This is a genomic window from Amycolatopsis sp. NPDC059027, assembly GCF_042739735.1.
Classification (GTDB): domain Bacteria; phylum Actinomycetota; class Actinomycetes; order Mycobacteriales; family Pseudonocardiaceae; genus Amycolatopsis.
Window position 1 is genome coordinate 24,373 of sequence record NZ_JBHYIK010000047.1, and the last position, 17,277, is coordinate 41,649.

Here is a 17,277-nt window from a genome sequence, read left to right on the forward strand (position 1 = left end):
AAAAACCCCCCCCCCCGCCCGCCGCCCCCCCCCCCCATTGGTTGTTTTGGGTGTTTTTCACCACACATTGGGGGTTTGGGGTGTTTGCCCCCCCCCCAACGTCACATTGGGGCGCACGGGGCTCAGGCGAAGCGGTGGCCGCCCGTCCAGCCGGGGTCGCCGGTCTTGGCGAAGCGGACCCACGCGCCGTGCATCTCCGCCGCGAGCGACGGCGGGACGTCCGGGCCGAGCAGGCCGTCCGGTGTGCGGAGGGCGGGCAGGTCCGTGTTGTCGAAGACGAACGGGAGTTCCGCGGTGTGGCAGGCGCCCAGCGGACCGCCGCGCCAGTCGAACTCGTAGGTGAACGCCTTGGCGTACAAGGAGAGCAGCCGTTCCCTGCCGTCGCGGAACATCGCGTCCACCGCCGCACCCCGCTCAGGACCGCCGTAGAGCCCCGATTCCTGCGAGTTCGTGCCCACGAGGACGTCCACCGGCAGTGGCCGGGGCGCCTCGTCGAGCACCATGCCCAGCGGGGTGACCCGCCCGGCCGGTGCGGGGACCTCGGCGAGTTTGGCGACGAGCCGTTCGTCGGGGATCTCCGCGAAGGCGTCCACAGTGGACGGAATGCCGAGCCGGCCTGCCAGCGCGCGCGTCGTCTCCTGGGCTTCCTCGCCGGTCATCGTGACGAGCCCGCCGCTCTGGCTGATCGCGCGGCGGAAGAGACCGTCCGCTTCGGGCGTCACCAGCAGCCCGCCGACGAGCATCGCGCCCGCCGACTGCCCGAACACCGTGACCTGGTCCGGATCGCCGCCGAACTCGGCGATGTGCCGTCGCACCCACTCGAGCGCGGCGATGACGTCCAGCAGTCCCCGGTTGCGTGGCGCGCCCGGCAGGTCCAGCCAGCCCGGCGCGCCGAGCCGGTAGTTGAGCGTCACCAGCACCACGCCGTCGCGCGCGAACGCGGTGCCGTCGTACAGCGGCGCCTGGCCGGTGCCGGAGACGAACGCGCCGCCGTGCACGAAGACCAGCACCGGCGCGCTGCCCGTCCTCGACGGTGTCCAGACGTTGAGGGTGAGGTAGTCCTCGCCGCGCTGCCAGCCCGGCCCGATCACCGGACTCAGGTCCACCGGGAACCGCCGCGCTGGAGCGGGCGCCGTCGGCCCGAGTCCGTCGTAGCCGCGTACATCGTCCACAAGGGACGGTGCGGCGAAGCGCGCGGCACCGGTCGGTGCGGCGGCGTAGGTGAGGTTGCGGAACACGTTCACCGCCATGTCGCCCACTCCTTCACCGCGAAGTTGCCGCCCTCGCGCTGGATGTGGGCCGCGCTCGCGCCGGGGAAGTGCGCGGGGAACAGCAACGCGTTCTCGTCCGCGGCCTGCCCCAATACCCGCCGACGGGCGACTCGTGCCTGGGCTTCGTCTTCGTCGAAGCAGGGGCCGTGATCCGGCTCGGCGATCTGCAGCGGGCTGTGCAGCAGATCGCCGACGAAGACCGCGCGGTCGGTGCCCGAGCGCAGCCGCACCACCGACGAACCCGGCGTGTGCCCCGGCGCCGGTTCGATGCGCAGGTTGGCGTCGACGTCGTAGCCGTCGCCCTCCCACAGCACCGTCTGCCCGGCCCGGTGGACCGGCGCGACGCTGTCCTCGAACACGTTCTGCGACTGCCGTCCCGAGCGGGTTTTGTTGGCGTTGTCCGGATTCCAGTAGTCGAAGTCCGCGCGCGCGATCACGTATTCGGCGTTCGGGAAGGTCGGCTGCCATTCGCGATCGACGAGCCGGGTGTTCCAGCCGACGTGGTCGCCGTGCACATGGGTGCAGATCACCACGTCGACGTCCTCGGGCCGGACACCGGCGGCGGCGAGTTCGCCGAGGTAGTCCGTGTCGAGGTGGGCGAAGAACGGCATGTACGGGCGTTCCCTGCCGTTGCCGATGCCGGTGTCGATCAGGATCGTCCTGCCTTCGCTGCGCAGCAACCAGGTCTGGATCTGGGTGCGCACCTGGTCGGCGGCCGGGTCGAGGAACTCGGGAGCGAGCCAGTGCTCGTGCTCGCGCCAGTGCTCGATCGCCACGTCCGGGAAGACGAATCCGCGATCGAGGCCCCGCACGGGGAGCTCGACCACGCGGGTGATTTCGACGTCTCCAAGCGTCAAGGTGTCCATGCGTCCAGCCTGCGGACCGGCGGCGCCCGGCGGTATCGGTCACGTGACTGCACTCGGCGATACAGTCGAAAGGTGACCATGGTCGGGCGGGACACCGAGAGCGCGGCCGTGCTCGGCCTCACCAGCGGCGTGCTGATCGTGACGGGGGAACCGGGTTCGGGCAAGAGCACGCTGCTCGAACTGGCGGTGGACACGCATCACGGCCGCGTGCTCCGGATGACCGGCAGCGAGAACGAGACGAACCTGCCCTTCGCCGGGCTGCACCAGCTCCTGCGGCCCGTCCTCGACGACGTCGCCGGCTTGCCCGAACGGCAGCGTTCGGCGCTGCTGGGCGCCATCGGCCTCGAAGAGACCGGAACTCCGGATCGGCTGCTCATCGGCGTCGCGCTGCTCGCTCTGCTGTCCGACCTCGCCGAGAAGTCTCCGGTCCTGGTCGTCGCCGACGATCTGCAGTGGATCGACGCGGGTTCGCGGGAGATGCTCGCTTTCGCCGCCCGTCGTGTCGACGACGAACCGCTCGCGCTCCTCGCCGCGACGCGGGACGCCGCGGGGTTCGCCGGCTTCCCGTCGCTCGTGCTGGGACCGCTCGACGTCCGCTCCGCGAGTGCGCTGCTGGACAGCCAGCCGCACCCGCCGACCGGAAAGCGCAGGCTGCGCGTTCTCGACCAGGCCGCCGGAAATCCCCTCGCGCTGGTGGAACTGGCGCGGACGGACTGCGCCGACGAAGACCTGCTGCCGCTGACCGACCGGCTCACCCGGGTCTTCGCCGCCGACCTCGCAGCGCTCCCCGAACACACCCGGCAGGCGCTGGTGCTGGTCGCCGCGGACGAGCTGGCCGCCGTCGAGAACGCCGAAGCACTCGCCCCCGCCGAGGCCGCTGGGTTGCTGCGGATCGTGGGCGGCCGTGTCCGCTTCCGGCACCCGCTGATCCGCGCCGCGATCTACCACTCCGTCCCGCTGGCCGACCGGCGGCGTGCCCACCGCGCACTCGCCGCGTCGCTCGACGGCGAACCCGATCGCCGCGCGTGGCACCTGGCGGCCGCCGCCGACGGGCCCGACGAGACGATCGCCGCCGCGCTGGAGGAATCCGCGGGCCGGGCCCGCGAACGCGGCGGGCACGCGGCGGCGGCGAGCGCGCTGGAGCGCGCGGCCGAGCTGAGCCTCCAGCGGCAAGACCGCGCACGCAGGCTGGTGGCCGCGGCGGGCGCCGCCGTCTACACGGGACAGCCGCGCTGGGTGGAACAGCTCGCCGCGAAGGCCGAGGCGAGCAGCGACGACGTCGTGCTCAAGGCCGAAGCGTCGTTGCGGGTCGGGCAGGTGCTCACCCTCAGCGCCGAGCACGACACCGCGTTGTCGCTGCTGTTGCGTGCCGCGGAGGTACCTGCCTTGCACCGGACCGCGGTGACGCTGGCGGCGGTGGCCGCGTTCTACGCCGGGCACGAGCGGCAGCGGCTCGCCGTCCGCGCGCTGGCCGGGGACGATCCGTGGGTCCTCGCGCTGACCGATCCGGTTCCTCGCCGGGCCGAGCTGGCCGCCGCGCTGCCCGCACTGGTGGAGCGGGCAGGGACCGATCCCGGACGGCTCACCTCGCTCGGCGGGATGGCCTGGCTGCTCGACGAGACCGAGCAGGCCGTGCGGATCTTCGACGAGGCACTGCACCGCTGGCGGATGCGTGGCGCGCTGCCCGCCGGGCTGGGCTGTTCGGCGGGCTGGGCGTACCTCGACCACGGGCGCTGGGCGCAGGCCAGGACGGCCGCGGAGAAGGCGACGCCCGCGGGATCGGGCATGCCGCACCTCGAAGCCGCCGGACGTTCGCTCGAAGCCGCCGCGCTCGCGCTCACCGGAGACACCGAGCAGGCCCGTGTGACCGCCACGATCGGACTGTCACTTGTGGACCCGGACCGCAGCAGGGCCGTCGGTGTGCGTCTCCGATGGGCGCTCGGGATGGCCGAGGTCGCCGACGGTGACCACGGGGCGGCATACGAGCAATTTCGCCAGATGTTCACCGACGAGGGCGACCCCGTCCACTACGCGTGTTCGTACGCCGCATTGGCCGAACTCGCCGCGGCCGCCGCGCGTACCGGGCACGAGGCCGAAGCGGCGGAGATCGTGGAACGCGCGGAAAAGCGACTCGCCGAGGATCGCTCGCCTCGCATGCGCGCGCTGATCCACCGGGCACACGCTCTGCTCGAACCCGAAGAAGCGGAGTCGCATTTCGAGATAGCGCTGGCCGATCCCGCTGCCGCGCAATGGCCTTTCGAACGTGCGCAAATCCTGCTGGACCACGCGGAATGGCTGCGGCGGCGCCGTCGCATCACCGACGCGCGCCCGAAGCTGCTCGCCGCGACGGAGATCTTCCGCCGCCTCGGCGCGCGTCCGTGGATCGACCGTGCACAAGGGGAACTCCGCGCCGCCGGCGTCGAAGCCGAACCGGCCACACCGGACGCGCTGACCTCGCTCACCCCGCAACAGCAGCACATCATCCGCCTCGCCGCCCAGGGCCTGAGCAACCGCGAGATCGGCGAGCGGCTGTTCCTTTCCCCGCGCACCGTCGGCTCGCATCTCTACCGGAGTTTTCCCAAACTCGGCGTGACCGCGAGGTCTCAGCTCCGTGACTTGATCGAGTCCGTTCGGTAGCGCGGTTTGTCCTTTTTGGTTGGACACCGTTGTCGGACACTGTCGGGTACTTAGGGTCACTCTGTTGGTCACTTTGGGCAAATAGGGACACCCTGAGTGTGCCTGTGTGTGGCCTGTGTATGCTCCGGTGTCGCTGAATCGGGTGATCGAATGATCACCTGGTAGGTGCGTCCGTCGTGGTCGGGAAATCGTGATGTCACGCGGCTGTGGGATTCGTGTTCGACTCGGATAGGAGACTCATGCACGGCAAGTCAGGACTCATGCGGGGCGGCGCCGCTGTGCTCGGCGCTGCCGTCGCACTGCTCACCGCGGCTCCCCTCGCGAGCGCGGACCCGGTCTCGACCATGAGCACCGGCGAGGCCAAGGGCAGGGTCGAGGGCGGGGACGCGGCGTTCCAGGTCAACTTCGACCGCGGTCCGGTCAACACCCCGGTCGCCGAGCTGTTCAACCTCACGCTGTCCGATGGCAGCAAGCTCAAGGTCTACTGCGTCCAGGTCGACGTCGACCTGGACAAGCAGCAGGACATGATCGAGCGGCCGTGGGACAAGTTCCCGGACGCTGCCTCGCCGTTCCACAAGAACCGCGACAAGCTCAACTGGGTGCTGCACCACGGCTACCCGGCGAACGACCTCGCCGCGATCGAGGCCGAGCTGGCCAAGAAGGACGTCAAGTTCCACGACAAGCTGTCCAAAGCGGAGGCCATCACCGCGACGCAGGCGGCCGTGTGGCATTTCAGCGACGACCGTAACCTGAACCCGGAACACCCCATCCGCTCCGGCTCCGCCGACGACGCGGCCGATGTCCTCGCGCTGTACAAGTACCTGACCGGTGACGCCAACACCGGCATCGGTGAGCAGCCCAAGCCGACGCTGAACATCAGCGCCAAGGCGACCGAAGGCAAGGCGGGCACCCGGATCGGGCCGTTCACCGTCACCACCACCGGCGACATCACCGAGCTGACCAGCAAGCTGCCCGAGGGCGTCAAGATCACCGACGCCGACGGCAAGGAGCTGAAGACCGCCGACGTCAAGGACGGCAGCGAGCTGTACGTCGACGTCCCGAAGGACGCCAAGGACGGCAACGGCACCTTCGCGCTGAAGGCGTCCGGGCACTTGGACACCGGTCGTCTTTTCGTCGGTGAGAACTACGAAAAGAAGAAGGCGCAGTCGCTGATCGTCGCGCAGTCCGAGAAGACCACGGTGAGCGCCAATGCCGCCGCGAAGTGGACCGCGGGCACCGTCACGCCGCCGACCAGCGAGACCAGCACCCCGCCGAGCGCCACCACCGCGCCGCCGACCCCGAGCGGCCCGCCGACCACCGCGCCGTCGGTCGTCCCGCAGGCCGAGCAGGGTTCGCTGCCCTACACCGGCGTCTCCGCGATCCTGCCGATCAGCATCGGCGCGCTGCTGCTCATCGGCGGCACCGTGATGCTGCTGATCGTGCGCCGTCGCCGCAAGAGCGCCGCGTAACGACCAACGTTTGACCCGGCGGGGCCAGTCCACTATCCACTGTGGACTGGCCCCGTTCGCGTCGCCGGTCCTCACGTGCCGGTGCAGGCGGCCGTGGCGAACTCACCGGAAGCGGTCTTGGTCGAGACCACCGCACCGTCCACAGTGATCTTGCAGGTCACCGATCCGCCGGTTTCCGCTGTCGTCACGGTGAGCGTCCCTCCTTTGTAGACACCCTTGTTCTCGACGTTCTTGTGCCACGGCAGGGCCGGGGCTGTTTCCGTGCTCGGGTTGAGCACTTCGCCGTAGACGATTTCGACGTTCTTGGCGTCGCCGGTCACCTCGTAGGACACTTTCGCCGTTTTGGTGAGTTCCTTGTTGACGTCGTCGACCGCCTTGTTGAAGACGAAGATCCAGGTAATGCAGACGCCGAGGCCCAGTACGGAAACCACGATCCCGGCGATCGAAAGTCCCTTGTTGGACGCGATGCCCTTGCGCACCCTGGCGAGCCCGATCGCGGCGAAGATCAGGCCGAGCACGACCAGCGGCCAGGCGACGATTCCGACGAAGGGGATCGGGGAGAACACCAGGCCGATCAGGCCGAGCACGAATCCGGTGGTGCCGATGCCGTTGCGGGGCGGCGCGGGCGTGGCCAGCGGGGGCATGGCCGGGGGATAGGGGGTCTGCTGGGTCACGGGATTTCCTTTCCGGGTAACGACGCGACGGATGTAATCAGCGGGTGTGGCCTCGCCGCGTCGTCCGGCGGGCACAGAGGCGTTACGACGAAAGTCGTCACTTCGCCGTCGTGCCTCAGCGGATCCGCTGATGCGAGAGGGCCGGGGCCGGTGCGTAGGCTCGGCGCATGGCAAGGCGTGTGCTCGGCGTGGTGCTCACCGTGGTCGCGGTCGCCGCGTGCGTGGTGACCGGCATCTTCGTCTTCAGCACCCAGGGATATCTGCCGGACACCAAGACGTTCGTGCCGACGTGGTGGTCGGTGCTCGGCTTCCTCGCGTCGATCGGGGCGGCGGTCATGCTGTGCTGGCGCCATCGGTGGCCGCTGCTCGTCACCGGCATCGCCCTCGTCCCCTCGCTGGTGTTCGGGTTCGAGTCGCTGGCCGCGCTGATCTCGCTCGCCGCGCTGGCCGCCGCGCGGCGCGACCGGCTGCTGCCGTTGGGTGCCGCACTGGTGTACGCCGCCACCGCGCTCGCCCTCTGGCACGACGCCCACCGCCATCGCGACGTGAGCATCGCCGGTTTGATCGTCGGCCGGGAGACCAGCGCCGGGCAGGTGATCGGGATCCTCGTGCTGGCGTCAGTGCTGACCGCCATCCCGCTGGCCGTCGGGATCACTCGCGGCGTCCGCGACGACCTCGCGCGCCGGGACGCCCTGGAACGGGAACTGCGCGCGGAGATGACGAGGCGGGCCGAGCGGACCCGGATCGCGCGCGAGATGCACGACGTGCTCGGGCACCGGCTTTCCCTGCTGTCGCTGCAGGCCGGGGCCCTCGAGGTCAACCAGGGCGACCACGCCCGCGCGACCGAGGCCGCGCGGACCGTGCGCACCACCGCCCGCCAGTCGCTCGACGACCTCCGCCAGGTCATCGGCGTGCTCCGCGACGGCAAGGGATTCGCCGAGCCTGCCGGGGATCCGCGGCCGGGCGAACACGCACAGCCGGGGCTGGCCGACATCCCGGAACTGATCGCCACCACCCGGCGGTCCGGCCTGCCCGTCAACATCACGATCCTGCTCGACGAGGCCACCACGGCGCCCGTCCTGCTCGGCACGGCGGCGTACCGGATCCTCCAGGAAGCGCTTACCAACGTGCTGCGGCACGCGCCCGGCGCGGTGGCGGACGTGGCCGTCCGCGGCGGGCCGGGCGCCGGGCTCACCATCGAGGTGGTGAACCCGCTGCCCGCCACCGCCCCGCCGTCACCGGGGTCGGGCACCGGGCTGACCGGTGTCACCGAACGCGTCACGTTGCTCGGTGGGAAGGTCGGCGCCGGGCCCGCCGAGGGTGGAAAGTTCGCACTCCGGGCGTGGTTGCCGTGGGAACGGCATTAGGATGGGCGGGTGCCCCGGCGCCCATTGAGAGTGCTGCTCGTCGACGACGACCCCTTGGTGCGCACCGGCTTGTCCATGATCCTCGACAGCACGGACGATCTCACCGTCGTCGGCCAGGCCGGTGACGGCGACGAGGTCGTGCCGCAGGTGACGAGGCACGCGCCGGACGTCGTGCTGATGGACATCCGGATGCCCCGGATGGACGGACTGGCCGCGACCGCCGCCGCCACCGCGCTGGCCAATCCGCCCAAGGTGCTCATGCTGACCACCTACGACCTCGACGAGTACGTCTTCGACGCGCTCGCCGCGGGCGCGAGCGGATTCCTGCTCAAAGACGGTTCCCCGCAGGAGATCATCGAAGCGGTGCGGGTCGTCGCCGATGGCGAGGCGATGCTTTCCCCGCGTACGACAAGGAAACTCATCGGCCATTTCGTCGCCGCCCGCACGAATCCGCGGCGTGCCAGGGCGCGGGCCGGGCTGAGCACGCTGAGCGAGCGCGAACGCGAGATCGTCACGGCCGTCGCGCGGGGCAAACCGAACGCGGAGATCGCCGTCGAACTGCATCTGAGCGAGGCCACGGTGAAAACGCACATCACGCGCATCTTCGCCAAGCTCGACGCCGCGAACCGGGTCCAGCTCACGATTTTCGCCTACGAAGCGGGGTTGGTGACGCCATGAGGAATGCTTTCCGCGCAACGGCTTTCGTGCCGATGGTGGCCGTGGCCGCGCTGCTCGCGGCGTGCGGTGCGGGCGGCTCCGGCCGTGGTCCGGTGGAGCAGGGGCAGACCGGGGAAATCCCGGCCGCCGCGAAGGACGACGCGCTCGCCGCGCTGGTCCCCGCGAACATCCGCGCCGACGGCATGCTCGTGTTCGGCCAGGACCAGAGTTCGCCGCCGGGCGAGTTCGTGGAGAACGGGAAGCCGGCAGGCGTCGACGTCGATTTCGGCACCGCGGTAGGGCAGGTGCTCGGGCTGGGGACGGAGTTCCGGAACACCGCCTTCGACGGCATCATCCCCGGCGTCGAGGCCGGGAAGTACGAGATCGGCATGTCCTCCTTCAACGTCAAGGCGGAGCGGCTCAAGACCGTCGACATGGTCACCTACTACCGGGCAGGCAAGGCGCTGGCCGTTGCCAAGGGCAATCCCAACCGGATCACGCTGGACACGTTGTGCGGCAAGAACGTCGCGACGCAGAAGGGCACCGCCGAGGTCGAGGACCTGGAGCATCGCAACGAGGCGTGCGTGATGGCGGGCAAGCCCGCCATCACCATCACCCAGCTCCAGGCACAGACCGACGTGAATCTGGCGCTGGCCTCGAAACGCGTCCAGGCCGAACTCGCCGACTCGCCCACCATCGACTACGTGGTCAAGCTGAACGGGCAGCTGGAGCGAGTCGGCGAACCGTACGACACCGCGCCGTACGGCATGGTGCTGACGAAGAACAGCGGCGACTTCGGCCGGGCGGTCCAAGGCGCCGTGCAGAAACTGATCGACAGCGGGACCTATCGCCGGATCATCGACAAGTGGGGCCTGTCGGTGTCCGGCGCGCTGACCCGGTCGGAGATCAACCCGCCGGTGCGGTGAGCTAGCGCTGGGCCGCGGGGCGCAGGACGATCTCGTTGACGTCGACGCCGGGTGGCTGGCCGATGGCGTACGAAACGGACTCGGCGATGGCGCCGGCGGGGATCGACTCCGCCCGGTAGGTCCGCATCAGGTCCTTCGCGCCAGGTTCGGTGATGGAATCGGCGAGTTCGGACTCGACGACGCCGGGCGAGATCGTGGTGACGCGGATACTCGGGTCGACCTCTTGGCGCAGGCCTTCGGTGATCGCCCACGCGGCGTACTTGGTGCCGCAGTACACCGCCGCGGTGGGGGACACCTGGTGCGCGCCGATGGAGGCGATGGTGACGAAGTGCCCGCCGTGTGCGCGCTGGAAGTGCGGCAGGGCCGCGGCGATCCCGTGCAGCAGGCCGCGGATGTTCACATCGATCATCCGGTCCCATTCGCCGACCAGCAATGAGTCCAATCTGGACAGTGGCATCACGCCGGCGTTGTTGACGAGTACGTCGACCCGCCCGTGTTCCCGCGCGGCGTCGTCGACGAACGTGGCGACGTTCGCGCGGTCGGTGACGTCGAGGCGGCGGACGTCGGCGCTGCCACCAGCGTCGCGGATCTCCGCCGCGACCGTGGCGAGCCGGTCTTCGCGCCGGGCACCGAGCACGACGTGGTGTCCCTCGCGGGCGAGCCGCAGCGCGGTCGCCTCGCCGATACCACTGCTCGCGCCGGTGATCAGGACGATGCTCATGCGGTGACCTCGGTGGGGTAATCGGCGGACAGCGTCAGGTCGCGCCAGGCGTCGAAGCCCTCCCGGAGGGTGCCGAGCCGGGCCGTGGCGATGTCGTAGGCGGCCTTGCCCAGCAGCAGGCGCAACGGCGGTTCGTCGGCGCCGACCGCGGTGATGACCGCTTCGGCGGCGCGGTCGGGGTCGCCAGGCTGGTGGCCGTAACTGGCCAAAGTGGACACTCGGCGCGCGCCGGCGGTGCCGTCGTAGTCGTCGATGCGGATTTCGGACTGACGCATGGACGGACCGGACCAGTTGGTACGGAAGGTGGCGGGCTCGACGATCGTGACCTTGACGCCCAGCGGCGCGACCTCGGCCGCGAGCGATTCGGAAAGGCCTTCCACCGCGAACTTGGTGGCGTGGTAGTACCCCGTGGCGCCGAACGCCGCGAGGCCGCCGAGGGACGAAACGTTCACGATGTGCCCGGCGCGGCGTTCCCGCATACCCGGCAGGGCTGCCTTGGTCATCTCGATCAGGCCGAAAACGTTGGTGTCGAACAGGTTCCGGACTTCGTGGTCTTCACCCTCTTCGAGGGCGGCGAGGTAGCCGTAACCGGCGTTGTTGACCAGGACGTCGACGTGGCCGAAAGCCGACTCGGCCTGCTTGACGGAGTCCCGGATCCGGCCGGAATCGGTGACGTCGAGGGCCAGTGCCAGCGCGCGATCCTCGCGGCCCGCGACGATATCCGCGACCTGCTCGGGCCGGCGGGCGGTGACGACCGCGCGCCAGCCGCGATCGAGGACCGCGGTGGCCAGTGCCCGGCCGAGGCCGGTGGAACAACCGGTGATGAACCAGACCGGTGTGTCGTGGACGGACATGATGCTCCTCTTTTTTGAATGGGCTCATTTTTGAACGGGCTCAGTGCGTGCTTGAACGAACCGCGTGACAAGACGACGTCAGGCGGCAGGAAACGGGGTGGATTCCCGGTCAGTGGTGGTTGCGCTCCTCGGCGGACAACCTGGGTTCGGCGGACTCGCTCGCGGTGAGACTGCCGAGCAGTGCCAACGCCTCTTCGGACGGGCTGCCCGGCTCGGCCTGGTAGACGACCAGTTGCTGGCCGGGCGCGCTGTTGACGGTCAGCGCCTCGTAGGTCAGCGTCAGCTCGCCGACCAGCGGGTGCCGGAATCGCTTGGTCTCGTGGGTTTTCTGCCGGATGTCGTGGCGGGCCCACAGGTCGCGGAACGCCTCGCTCTTCACCGACAGTTCGCCCACCGTCTCGATCAGCAGGGGATCGTCCTGGTCGAGCCCGGCCGCGGACCGGAGCCCGCCGACGGTGTTGACCGCCACCCGCTCCCAGTCCGGGTAGAACTCCCGCGCGTCCGGGTCGAGGAACACCAGCCGCACGAGATCCCCGCTGTAGGTGTGCCCGGCGAACAGGGCACGGCCGAGGATGTTGTGTGCCAGCACGGTCAGGCAGCGGCCGAGGACCACTGCCGGGGCGCGCTCCCAGCCGTCCAGCATGCGCAGCAGGTTCGGGCTCACGCGCTCGCGCCGCGCGGCCGGACGGCGACGGGTGCGGACCGGGCGCGCCAGCCGGTGCAGATGGGCCAGCGCCTCCTCGTCCAGGTCAAGGGCCCTGGCCAGTGCGTCGACGACCTGGATCGAGGGGTTCCGCTCCCGGCCCTGCTCCAGCCGCACGTAGTAGTCGGCGCTGACGCCGGCGAGCCGCGCGACCTCCTCCCGGCGCAGGCCCGCGACCCGGCGGTGGCCCGTGACCGGCAGGCCGGCGTCCTCGGGCCGCACGAGTTCCCGGCGGGCCCGCAGGAACGTGCCGAGGGCGTTGTCGCTGTCCATGGCCACCAGGCTAGGTCGGAAAGGACCGGCAGGGGAGCGGGAAGGGTGGCCGTGGTACTCCTAGGATCGCGGCTCAGGCACCGCGTTCGCCCCTGCCGAAGGGGCGGAAACCGTTGGTGCGCAGGGAAGTTCCTGACTGGGGCGCGCTCGGCGACGCGGCACCGGAGTTGGCCGGGACGAGGGTGGCCAGTGCGTTCGCGTGGGGGGAGAGGCTCGCGAGCGCGCTCTCGGCGTCGAGCCCGGGCAGGTGGATCCAGGCGCTGTCGGCGAAGTCCGCGGTGGTGACGCTGATGCGCGCGCAACGGGCGGGCGGCACGAGCGCGACACTGAACGGCTCGACGACGTTGCGCCAGACCTCGTGCGACAGGACGAGACCGGCGCCGAACTTGTCGCCGGTCGGGTCGTTGCGGCACCAGTAGGCGACCGCGTCACAGAACGTGGTGGCGGACAGCAGCCTGGTCAGCGTGATGTAGGTCCGGTGGTAGCGGTGGTTCTCGGCCATCGGGCCGGTGTGGACCGCGACCCGCGCGCGCATCGGCGTGCGGGCGTAGCGGTTGCGGGACCGGAGCAGGTGATCGAGGTGGAACACCAGCTCGACGAGCCGTCCGAGTGCCTGCTCGGGGTAGGCGAGCATCACGCCGTCCCCGGTTTCCCGGAAGTGGCGGGCGTCGTCCCACGACAGTCCGACCGTGCTCAAGGCGTGCGACACCAGCGTTTCCATTTCGGACTTCATCGGATCGAGCAGATCGTCGCTCGCCTGCGACGAGCCCACGATGTCGACCGCGAGCACCGCGTGTGATCGTGCGTTGAACCGGCTGGAGGTCAATGCGAACATCGTGACCTCTCCCCCTCCCTCGAGGTATGTTTCGCGACAAGGGGAAGTGTCACGACTACCCAGCGAGAGTTCTGTTCGCTACCGAACAGAAGTGACCACACAGGTGCCACGATTCAGTGATCTGTGTCACACTTCCGTGTCCGCCCGCTCGCGGAGTTTGAAGCGGTCGGTGACGGTGAACGACTTCCGGGCGCTGGCGACTATGCCTTCGTCGCGCAGGGTGTTGAGCGCCTTGGCGACCATGGTGCGGCCCATCGGGATGAACTGCGCCAGCTCGTCCTGACTCAGCGGTATCGCGATCCGCCACCCCTCGTCGGTCTCGACGCCGCACGCGTCGACGAGGTAGTCCAGGCGCCGGGCCACCCGCGTGATCGCCTGCGGTTTCCACGACTGCGTGCGTTGCTGCTGTGCCACCACGAACCGCTGGGACACGCTGATCAGCAGTTCCTTCATTGCCGCCGGGTGCTCGGTGAGGAAGCGCTCGAACTCGCTCGCCCCGATCCGCCTGGCCTGTACCCGGTCGATCGCGACCACGTCGGCCATCCGCGTCCCGCCCGCCACGACCGCGATCTCGCCGTGCAGATCGCCGGGGACCCCGATGTCCAGGATGATCGCGGTGCCCTCCTGGTCGACGCTGGCGACCTTGACGTAGCCGTGGCGCAGCAGCATCACGTACTCCCCGGGCTCCCCGGTCCGCATCAGCGGCTGCTTGGGGGCGTACTCCTGTTGCGTTCCCATCTGGAGCAGTCGTTCCCGTGCTCGCTCGTCCACCCGATCCAGGAACGGCTGCTGCCGCCCCGCCGCTGTCCCGTTCATCCAGGCGCCCTCCCGCGCTGCCGACATGGTGCCGAAGGGGACCGTAGTGCTCGGCGGTCACCGGGGCGAGGCGGCCGGTTGGTCCGCCGTGAAAATCCCGAGCCGGACGAGTTCCGAGCGGATCCAGTCGGCCAGCAGGTGCAGCGGGCCACCCGGCTCCTCCTCGCGGAAACGGGCCACGATCTCGTGATGGCGTCCGCCCTGCTGGGCCGTGTACTGCAGCGCCGCGCGCACCTCGGAGGTCTTCAACGGGACGACGCGGGTGCCCGGCCTCGGCCGGACCGTGCTCTTGGCGCCCATGACCGAGAGCACGGCCTCGTCGAGATCGAAAAGGTGTTCCACGAGCACCATCGCGTACTCGACATCGTCCACAACCCGTCGCGCGACCATTGCCATGACACCAGTCGACCATGCGCGAGCCGTCCGATCCGTTCACTACCGAACAGTTCGGGGCAACTCACCGCGCCGGGAGGTCGAGTTTTCCGGCGAGCCTGCCGATCCACGCGGTGATCTCCTCCGCGGACCGGTCCGGCAGGCCGAAGATGGCCTCGGTGACGCCGATGGACGCGAAGTGCGCCAGCTGCTCCCGGTCGGGCCGCCCGGCGAGCACCGCGACCTCCGGCTCGCCCGCGCGGCCTTCGTCGCGCCAGATTTCGCGCAGCAGGCCCACCGGCCCCTCGATGTCCACATCGGACGGAGTGGTCAGCCAGCCGTCGGCGTGCTTCGCGATCCAGCGGAAGTTCTTCTCGGTGCCGCCCGCGCCGAGCACCACCGGGATGTGCGGCTGGGCCGGCTTCGGCCACGCCCAGCTCGGCCCGAACGAGACGAATTCGCCGTCGTACTCGGCTATTTCGTCCGTCCACAGTGCACGCATCGCCTCGAGGTACTCGCGCAGCGCGGTCCGGCGCCGGTTGCCGGGCACCCCGTGGTCGGTCAGCTCGTCGACGTTCCAGCCGAACCCGGCGCCGAGCGTGACCCGGCCGCCGGAGAGGTGATCCAGGCTCGCGACGGTCTTGGCCAGCGTGATCGGGTCGCTCTCCACCGGGAGCGCGACCGCGGTCGAGAGCCGGATCCGGGTGGTCACCGACGCCGCGGTGGCCAGTGCCACCCACGGGTCGAGCGTGCGCAGGTACCGGTCGTCCGGCAGTGACGAGTCGCCGGTGCGAGGGTGCGGCGACTCGCGTTTGACGGGGATGTGCGTGTGTTCCGGCACCGAGAAGGAGTCGAAGCCCGCTTCCTCCGCCGCGCGTGCCGCGGCCGCCGGGGTGATGCCCCGGTCGCTGGTGAACAACACGATCCCGTATCTCACGAGACCGACGATAATAGAACGTGTTTCAGTTTGCAATGGGCTACGTGCTGGCGTCCACTGTGGACGATTCGGCGGCGCGGGTGATCCCGTGGTCGAGCGCCCCAATGTGGCATTGGGTGCGTTGGACGCATCGAACGCCACACTGGGGCGCATGGGGTCCGCGGGGCTCGCCGCACCGAGGGACGCCCTCGTCGCACTCAACGCACCAAGGGCGTCCCTTGGAACTTCCCGCACAGGCCGACAGCATCGCCCGACGTCGCGAAAGCTCCGTTGGGGACGCTCAACGTCGCGAACGGAGCGTTCGCGACAGCCGGGGTCGCGGCGCGAAAACCCCAGCCGTCACGACGAGCCCGTGAGCAACACGAATGCAGCCGGTGTGCCGGGGCGGATCAGCGGCGGCGGGTGAGTTTGCCGAGTACGGAGGAACGGCGCCGCGTAGCGGTGATTCCGCCCGCGACGGCGTCGTCGAGCAGGGAGCCGACCGTCTCGTGCGCACACGCCCGGTTGGCGCCGATGCCGCCGCTGGGGCCGCGTTTGATCCAGCCGACGACGTAGGTGCCCTGCCGACCTTCGACGCGTCCGCCGGTGTGCGGGATGGTGCCGGTCTCCTCGTCGAAGGGCAGCCCCGGCACCGGCGTGCCCCGGTAGCCGACGGCGCGGATCACCTGGCCCGCCGGGAGCTGGACGTCACCGTCGAGACCAGTGACGCGGAGCCCGCGGACCTGGGCGTCGCCGAGGAATTCGAGTGGCGCGGAGTGGAAGCGCAGCACGATGCGCCGGTTCTCGTGCCGTGGCGGCACGGACCAGTCGACGGTCTCGCGCGCGACGTCGCGGAGCAGGGCCGCCTTGGAACCCTCGGCCGCATTGTCGATGACGCGGGCGATCTCCGGATCGTGCGTGTCCACGACGAGGTCGGCGGTTTTCCGCTGGGCCAGCGCGAGCAGTTCCGGGCCGGTGTAGGCCGCCGCGTCGGGGCCGCGCCGGGCGAGCAGGACCACCTCGCGCACCTTGCCCGACCGCAGCCGGGCCAGTGCCTCCGGGGCGATGGTGGTGCCTTCGAGGTCGGCCGGGTCGGCGGTCAGGATCCGCGCGACGTCGAGCGCCACGTTGCCGTTGCCGATCACGACCACGCGTTCCGCCGAGAGGTCGATCGCGTCGGCGGGCGTGTCGGGATGACCGTTGTACCAGGCGACCACCTCGGTCGCGGCCATGCTGCCGGGCAGGTCCTCGCCGGGGAGGCCGAGGCCGCGCGCCGAAGACGCGCCGACCGCGTAGATCACCGCGTCGTGCCGCGCGGCCAGCTCGTCGACCGTGACGTCCCGCCCGATCTCGACGCCCAGCCGCATCCGGAGCCGGGGGTGGTTGTGGAAGCGCGCGAACGTCTCGCCGATCTTCTTCGTCGACGGGTGGTCGGGCGCGACGCCGTACCGCACGAGCCCGCCCGCGACCGGCAGCCTGTCGATCAGCGTGACCCGGGAACCGGTGTGCAGCAACAGGTCCTCGACCGCGTACATGCCCGCCGGGCCGGTGCCGACCACCGCGACGTCCAGCGGCGCGAAGTCGCTGGGGATGTCGCGGTCGAACACCGGCGGGCCCCACGCGTGGAAGTTGGGCGCCGGGTCGGTGGCCGCGGCCGGGGCCCGGTCCGCGTAGAAGGCGGCGTTGATCTCGGCGTAGGGCTTGAGCGACTCGGTCAGGCTGTCGACCGGGAAGATCGCGTCGACCGGGCACGCGTCCGCGCAGGCCCCGCAGTCGATGCACGCTTCCGGGTCCACGTAGAGCATGTCGGTGGTCCCGAAGTCCGGCTCGTCCGGGGTCGGGTGGATGCAGTTGACCGGGCACACCGACACGCAGGTCGCGTCGTTGCAGCAGGTCTGGGTGATCGCGAAGGCCATCGGC

16 protein-coding genes are annotated in these 17,277 nt (G+C 70.2%); 5 read left to right on the forward strand and 11 right to left on the reverse strand.

From position 1 onward, the window contains the following. Nucleotides 1–122 precede the first annotated feature (122 nt). Both ACFWY9_RS28975 and ACFWY9_RS28980 read right to left on the reverse strand, forming a co-directional pair. Complete coding sequence (locus ACFWY9_RS28975; RefSeq protein ID WP_378322952.1) at nt 123–1,250, reverse strand: carboxylesterase/lipase family protein; 1,128 nt, start codon at nt 1,248–1,250, stop codon at nt 123–125. Next, a complete protein-coding gene (locus tag ACFWY9_RS28980; protein WP_378322950.1) occupies nt 1,241–2,137 on the reverse strand; it encodes an MBL fold metallo-hydrolase in 897 nt (298 codons plus the stop codon). The genes ACFWY9_RS28975 and ACFWY9_RS28980 overlap by 10 nt, the downstream gene beginning before the upstream one ends. 78 nt (nt 2,138–2,215) lie before the next feature. Here ACFWY9_RS28980 and ACFWY9_RS28985 point away from each other — a divergent pair, with 78 nt between their 5' ends. After that, complete coding sequence (locus tag ACFWY9_RS28985) at nt 2,216–4,774, forward strand: AAA family ATPase (RefSeq protein ID WP_378323127.1); 2,559 nt, start codon at nt 2,216–2,218, stop codon at nt 4,772–4,774. A 239-nt stretch (nt 4,775–5,013) separates the two neighbouring features. Then, entirely contained in the window at nt 5,014–6,243 is a 1,230-nt protein-coding gene (locus tag ACFWY9_RS28990; RefSeq protein ID WP_378322949.1) for a thioester domain-containing protein, read from the forward strand. Between the two features lie 71 nt (nt 6,244–6,314). On the opposite strand, the gene ACFWY9_RS28995 is transcribed toward ACFWY9_RS28990, so the two are convergent. Beyond that, on the reverse strand, nt 6,315–6,917 hold the full coding sequence (locus ACFWY9_RS28995) for a DUF4190 domain-containing protein (RefSeq protein WP_378322948.1): 603 nt from the start codon (nt 6,915–6,917) through the stop codon (nt 6,315–6,317). 167 nt (nt 6,918–7,084) lie between these two features. Between ACFWY9_RS28995 and ACFWY9_RS29000 the strand changes: the two genes are divergently transcribed. From ACFWY9_RS29000 to ACFWY9_RS29010, 3 genes are read left to right on the forward strand one after another with little or no spacing between them, the layout of a single operon-like run. Then, a complete protein-coding gene (locus tag ACFWY9_RS29000; protein WP_378322947.1) occupies nt 7,085–8,284 on the forward strand; it encodes a sensor histidine kinase in 1,200 nt (399 codons plus the stop codon). Between the two features lie 30 nt (nt 8,285–8,314). Next, nucleotides 8,315–8,962 (forward strand): response regulator, encoded by a 648-nt coding sequence (locus ACFWY9_RS29005; protein ID WP_378323126.1) that lies wholly within the window; start codon nt 8,315–8,317, stop codon nt 8,960–8,962. Further along, nucleotides 8,959–9,867: an ABC transporter substrate-binding protein gene (locus tag ACFWY9_RS29010; protein WP_378322946.1), complete on the forward strand. Its 909-nt coding sequence runs from the start codon at nt 8,959–8,961 to the stop codon at nt 9,865–9,867. The genes ACFWY9_RS29005 and ACFWY9_RS29010 overlap by 4 nt, the downstream gene beginning before the upstream one ends. A 1-nt stretch (nt 9,868) precedes the next feature. Here ACFWY9_RS29010 and ACFWY9_RS29015 read toward each other — a convergent pair whose 3' ends face one another. The 8 genes from ACFWY9_RS29015 to ACFWY9_RS29050 form a co-directional block, all read right to left on the reverse strand. Next, nucleotides 9,869–10,588: an SDR family oxidoreductase gene (locus ACFWY9_RS29015; RefSeq protein ID WP_378322944.1), complete on the reverse strand. Its 720-nt coding sequence runs from the start codon at nt 10,586–10,588 to the stop codon at nt 9,869–9,871. Next, entirely contained in the window at nt 10,585–11,442 is an 858-nt protein-coding gene (locus ACFWY9_RS29020; protein WP_378322943.1) for an oxidoreductase, read from the reverse strand. Before ACFWY9_RS29020 ends, ACFWY9_RS29015 begins: the two co-directional genes overlap by 4 nt. A 109-nt stretch (nt 11,443–11,551) precedes the next feature. Further along, nucleotides 11,552–12,418 carry a helix-turn-helix transcriptional regulator gene (locus ACFWY9_RS29025; protein WP_378322942.1) on the reverse strand — a complete coding sequence of 289 codons (867 nt, stop codon included), beginning with the start codon at nt 12,416–12,418 and terminating at the stop codon, nt 11,552–11,554. A gap of 73 nt (nt 12,419–12,491) precedes the next feature. Further along, nucleotides 12,492–13,253, reverse strand: coding sequence for a hypothetical protein (locus ACFWY9_RS29030; RefSeq protein WP_378322941.1), 762 nt, complete (start codon nt 13,251–13,253; stop codon nt 12,492–12,494). Between the two features lie 126 nt (nt 13,254–13,379). Next, nucleotides 13,380–14,096: a Crp/Fnr family transcriptional regulator gene (locus tag ACFWY9_RS29035; RefSeq protein WP_378322940.1), complete on the reverse strand. Its 717-nt coding sequence runs from the start codon at nt 14,094–14,096 to the stop codon at nt 13,380–13,382. Nucleotides 14,097–14,126: 30 nt separating this feature from the next. Next, nucleotides 14,127–14,465, reverse strand: coding sequence for a hypothetical protein (locus ACFWY9_RS29040; protein WP_378322939.1), 339 nt, complete (start codon nt 14,463–14,465; stop codon nt 14,127–14,129). A 61-nt stretch (nt 14,466–14,526) separates the two neighbouring features. Next, nucleotides 14,527–15,378: an LLM class F420-dependent oxidoreductase gene (locus ACFWY9_RS29045; RefSeq protein WP_378322938.1), complete on the reverse strand. Its 852-nt coding sequence runs from the start codon at nt 15,376–15,378 to the stop codon at nt 14,527–14,529. 389 nt (nt 15,379–15,767) lie between these two features. Beyond that, a complete protein-coding gene (locus ACFWY9_RS29050) occupies nt 15,768–17,273 on the reverse strand; it encodes an FAD-dependent oxidoreductase (protein WP_378322937.1) in 1,506 nt (501 codons plus the stop codon). Nucleotides 17,274–17,277 lie beyond the last annotated feature (4 nt).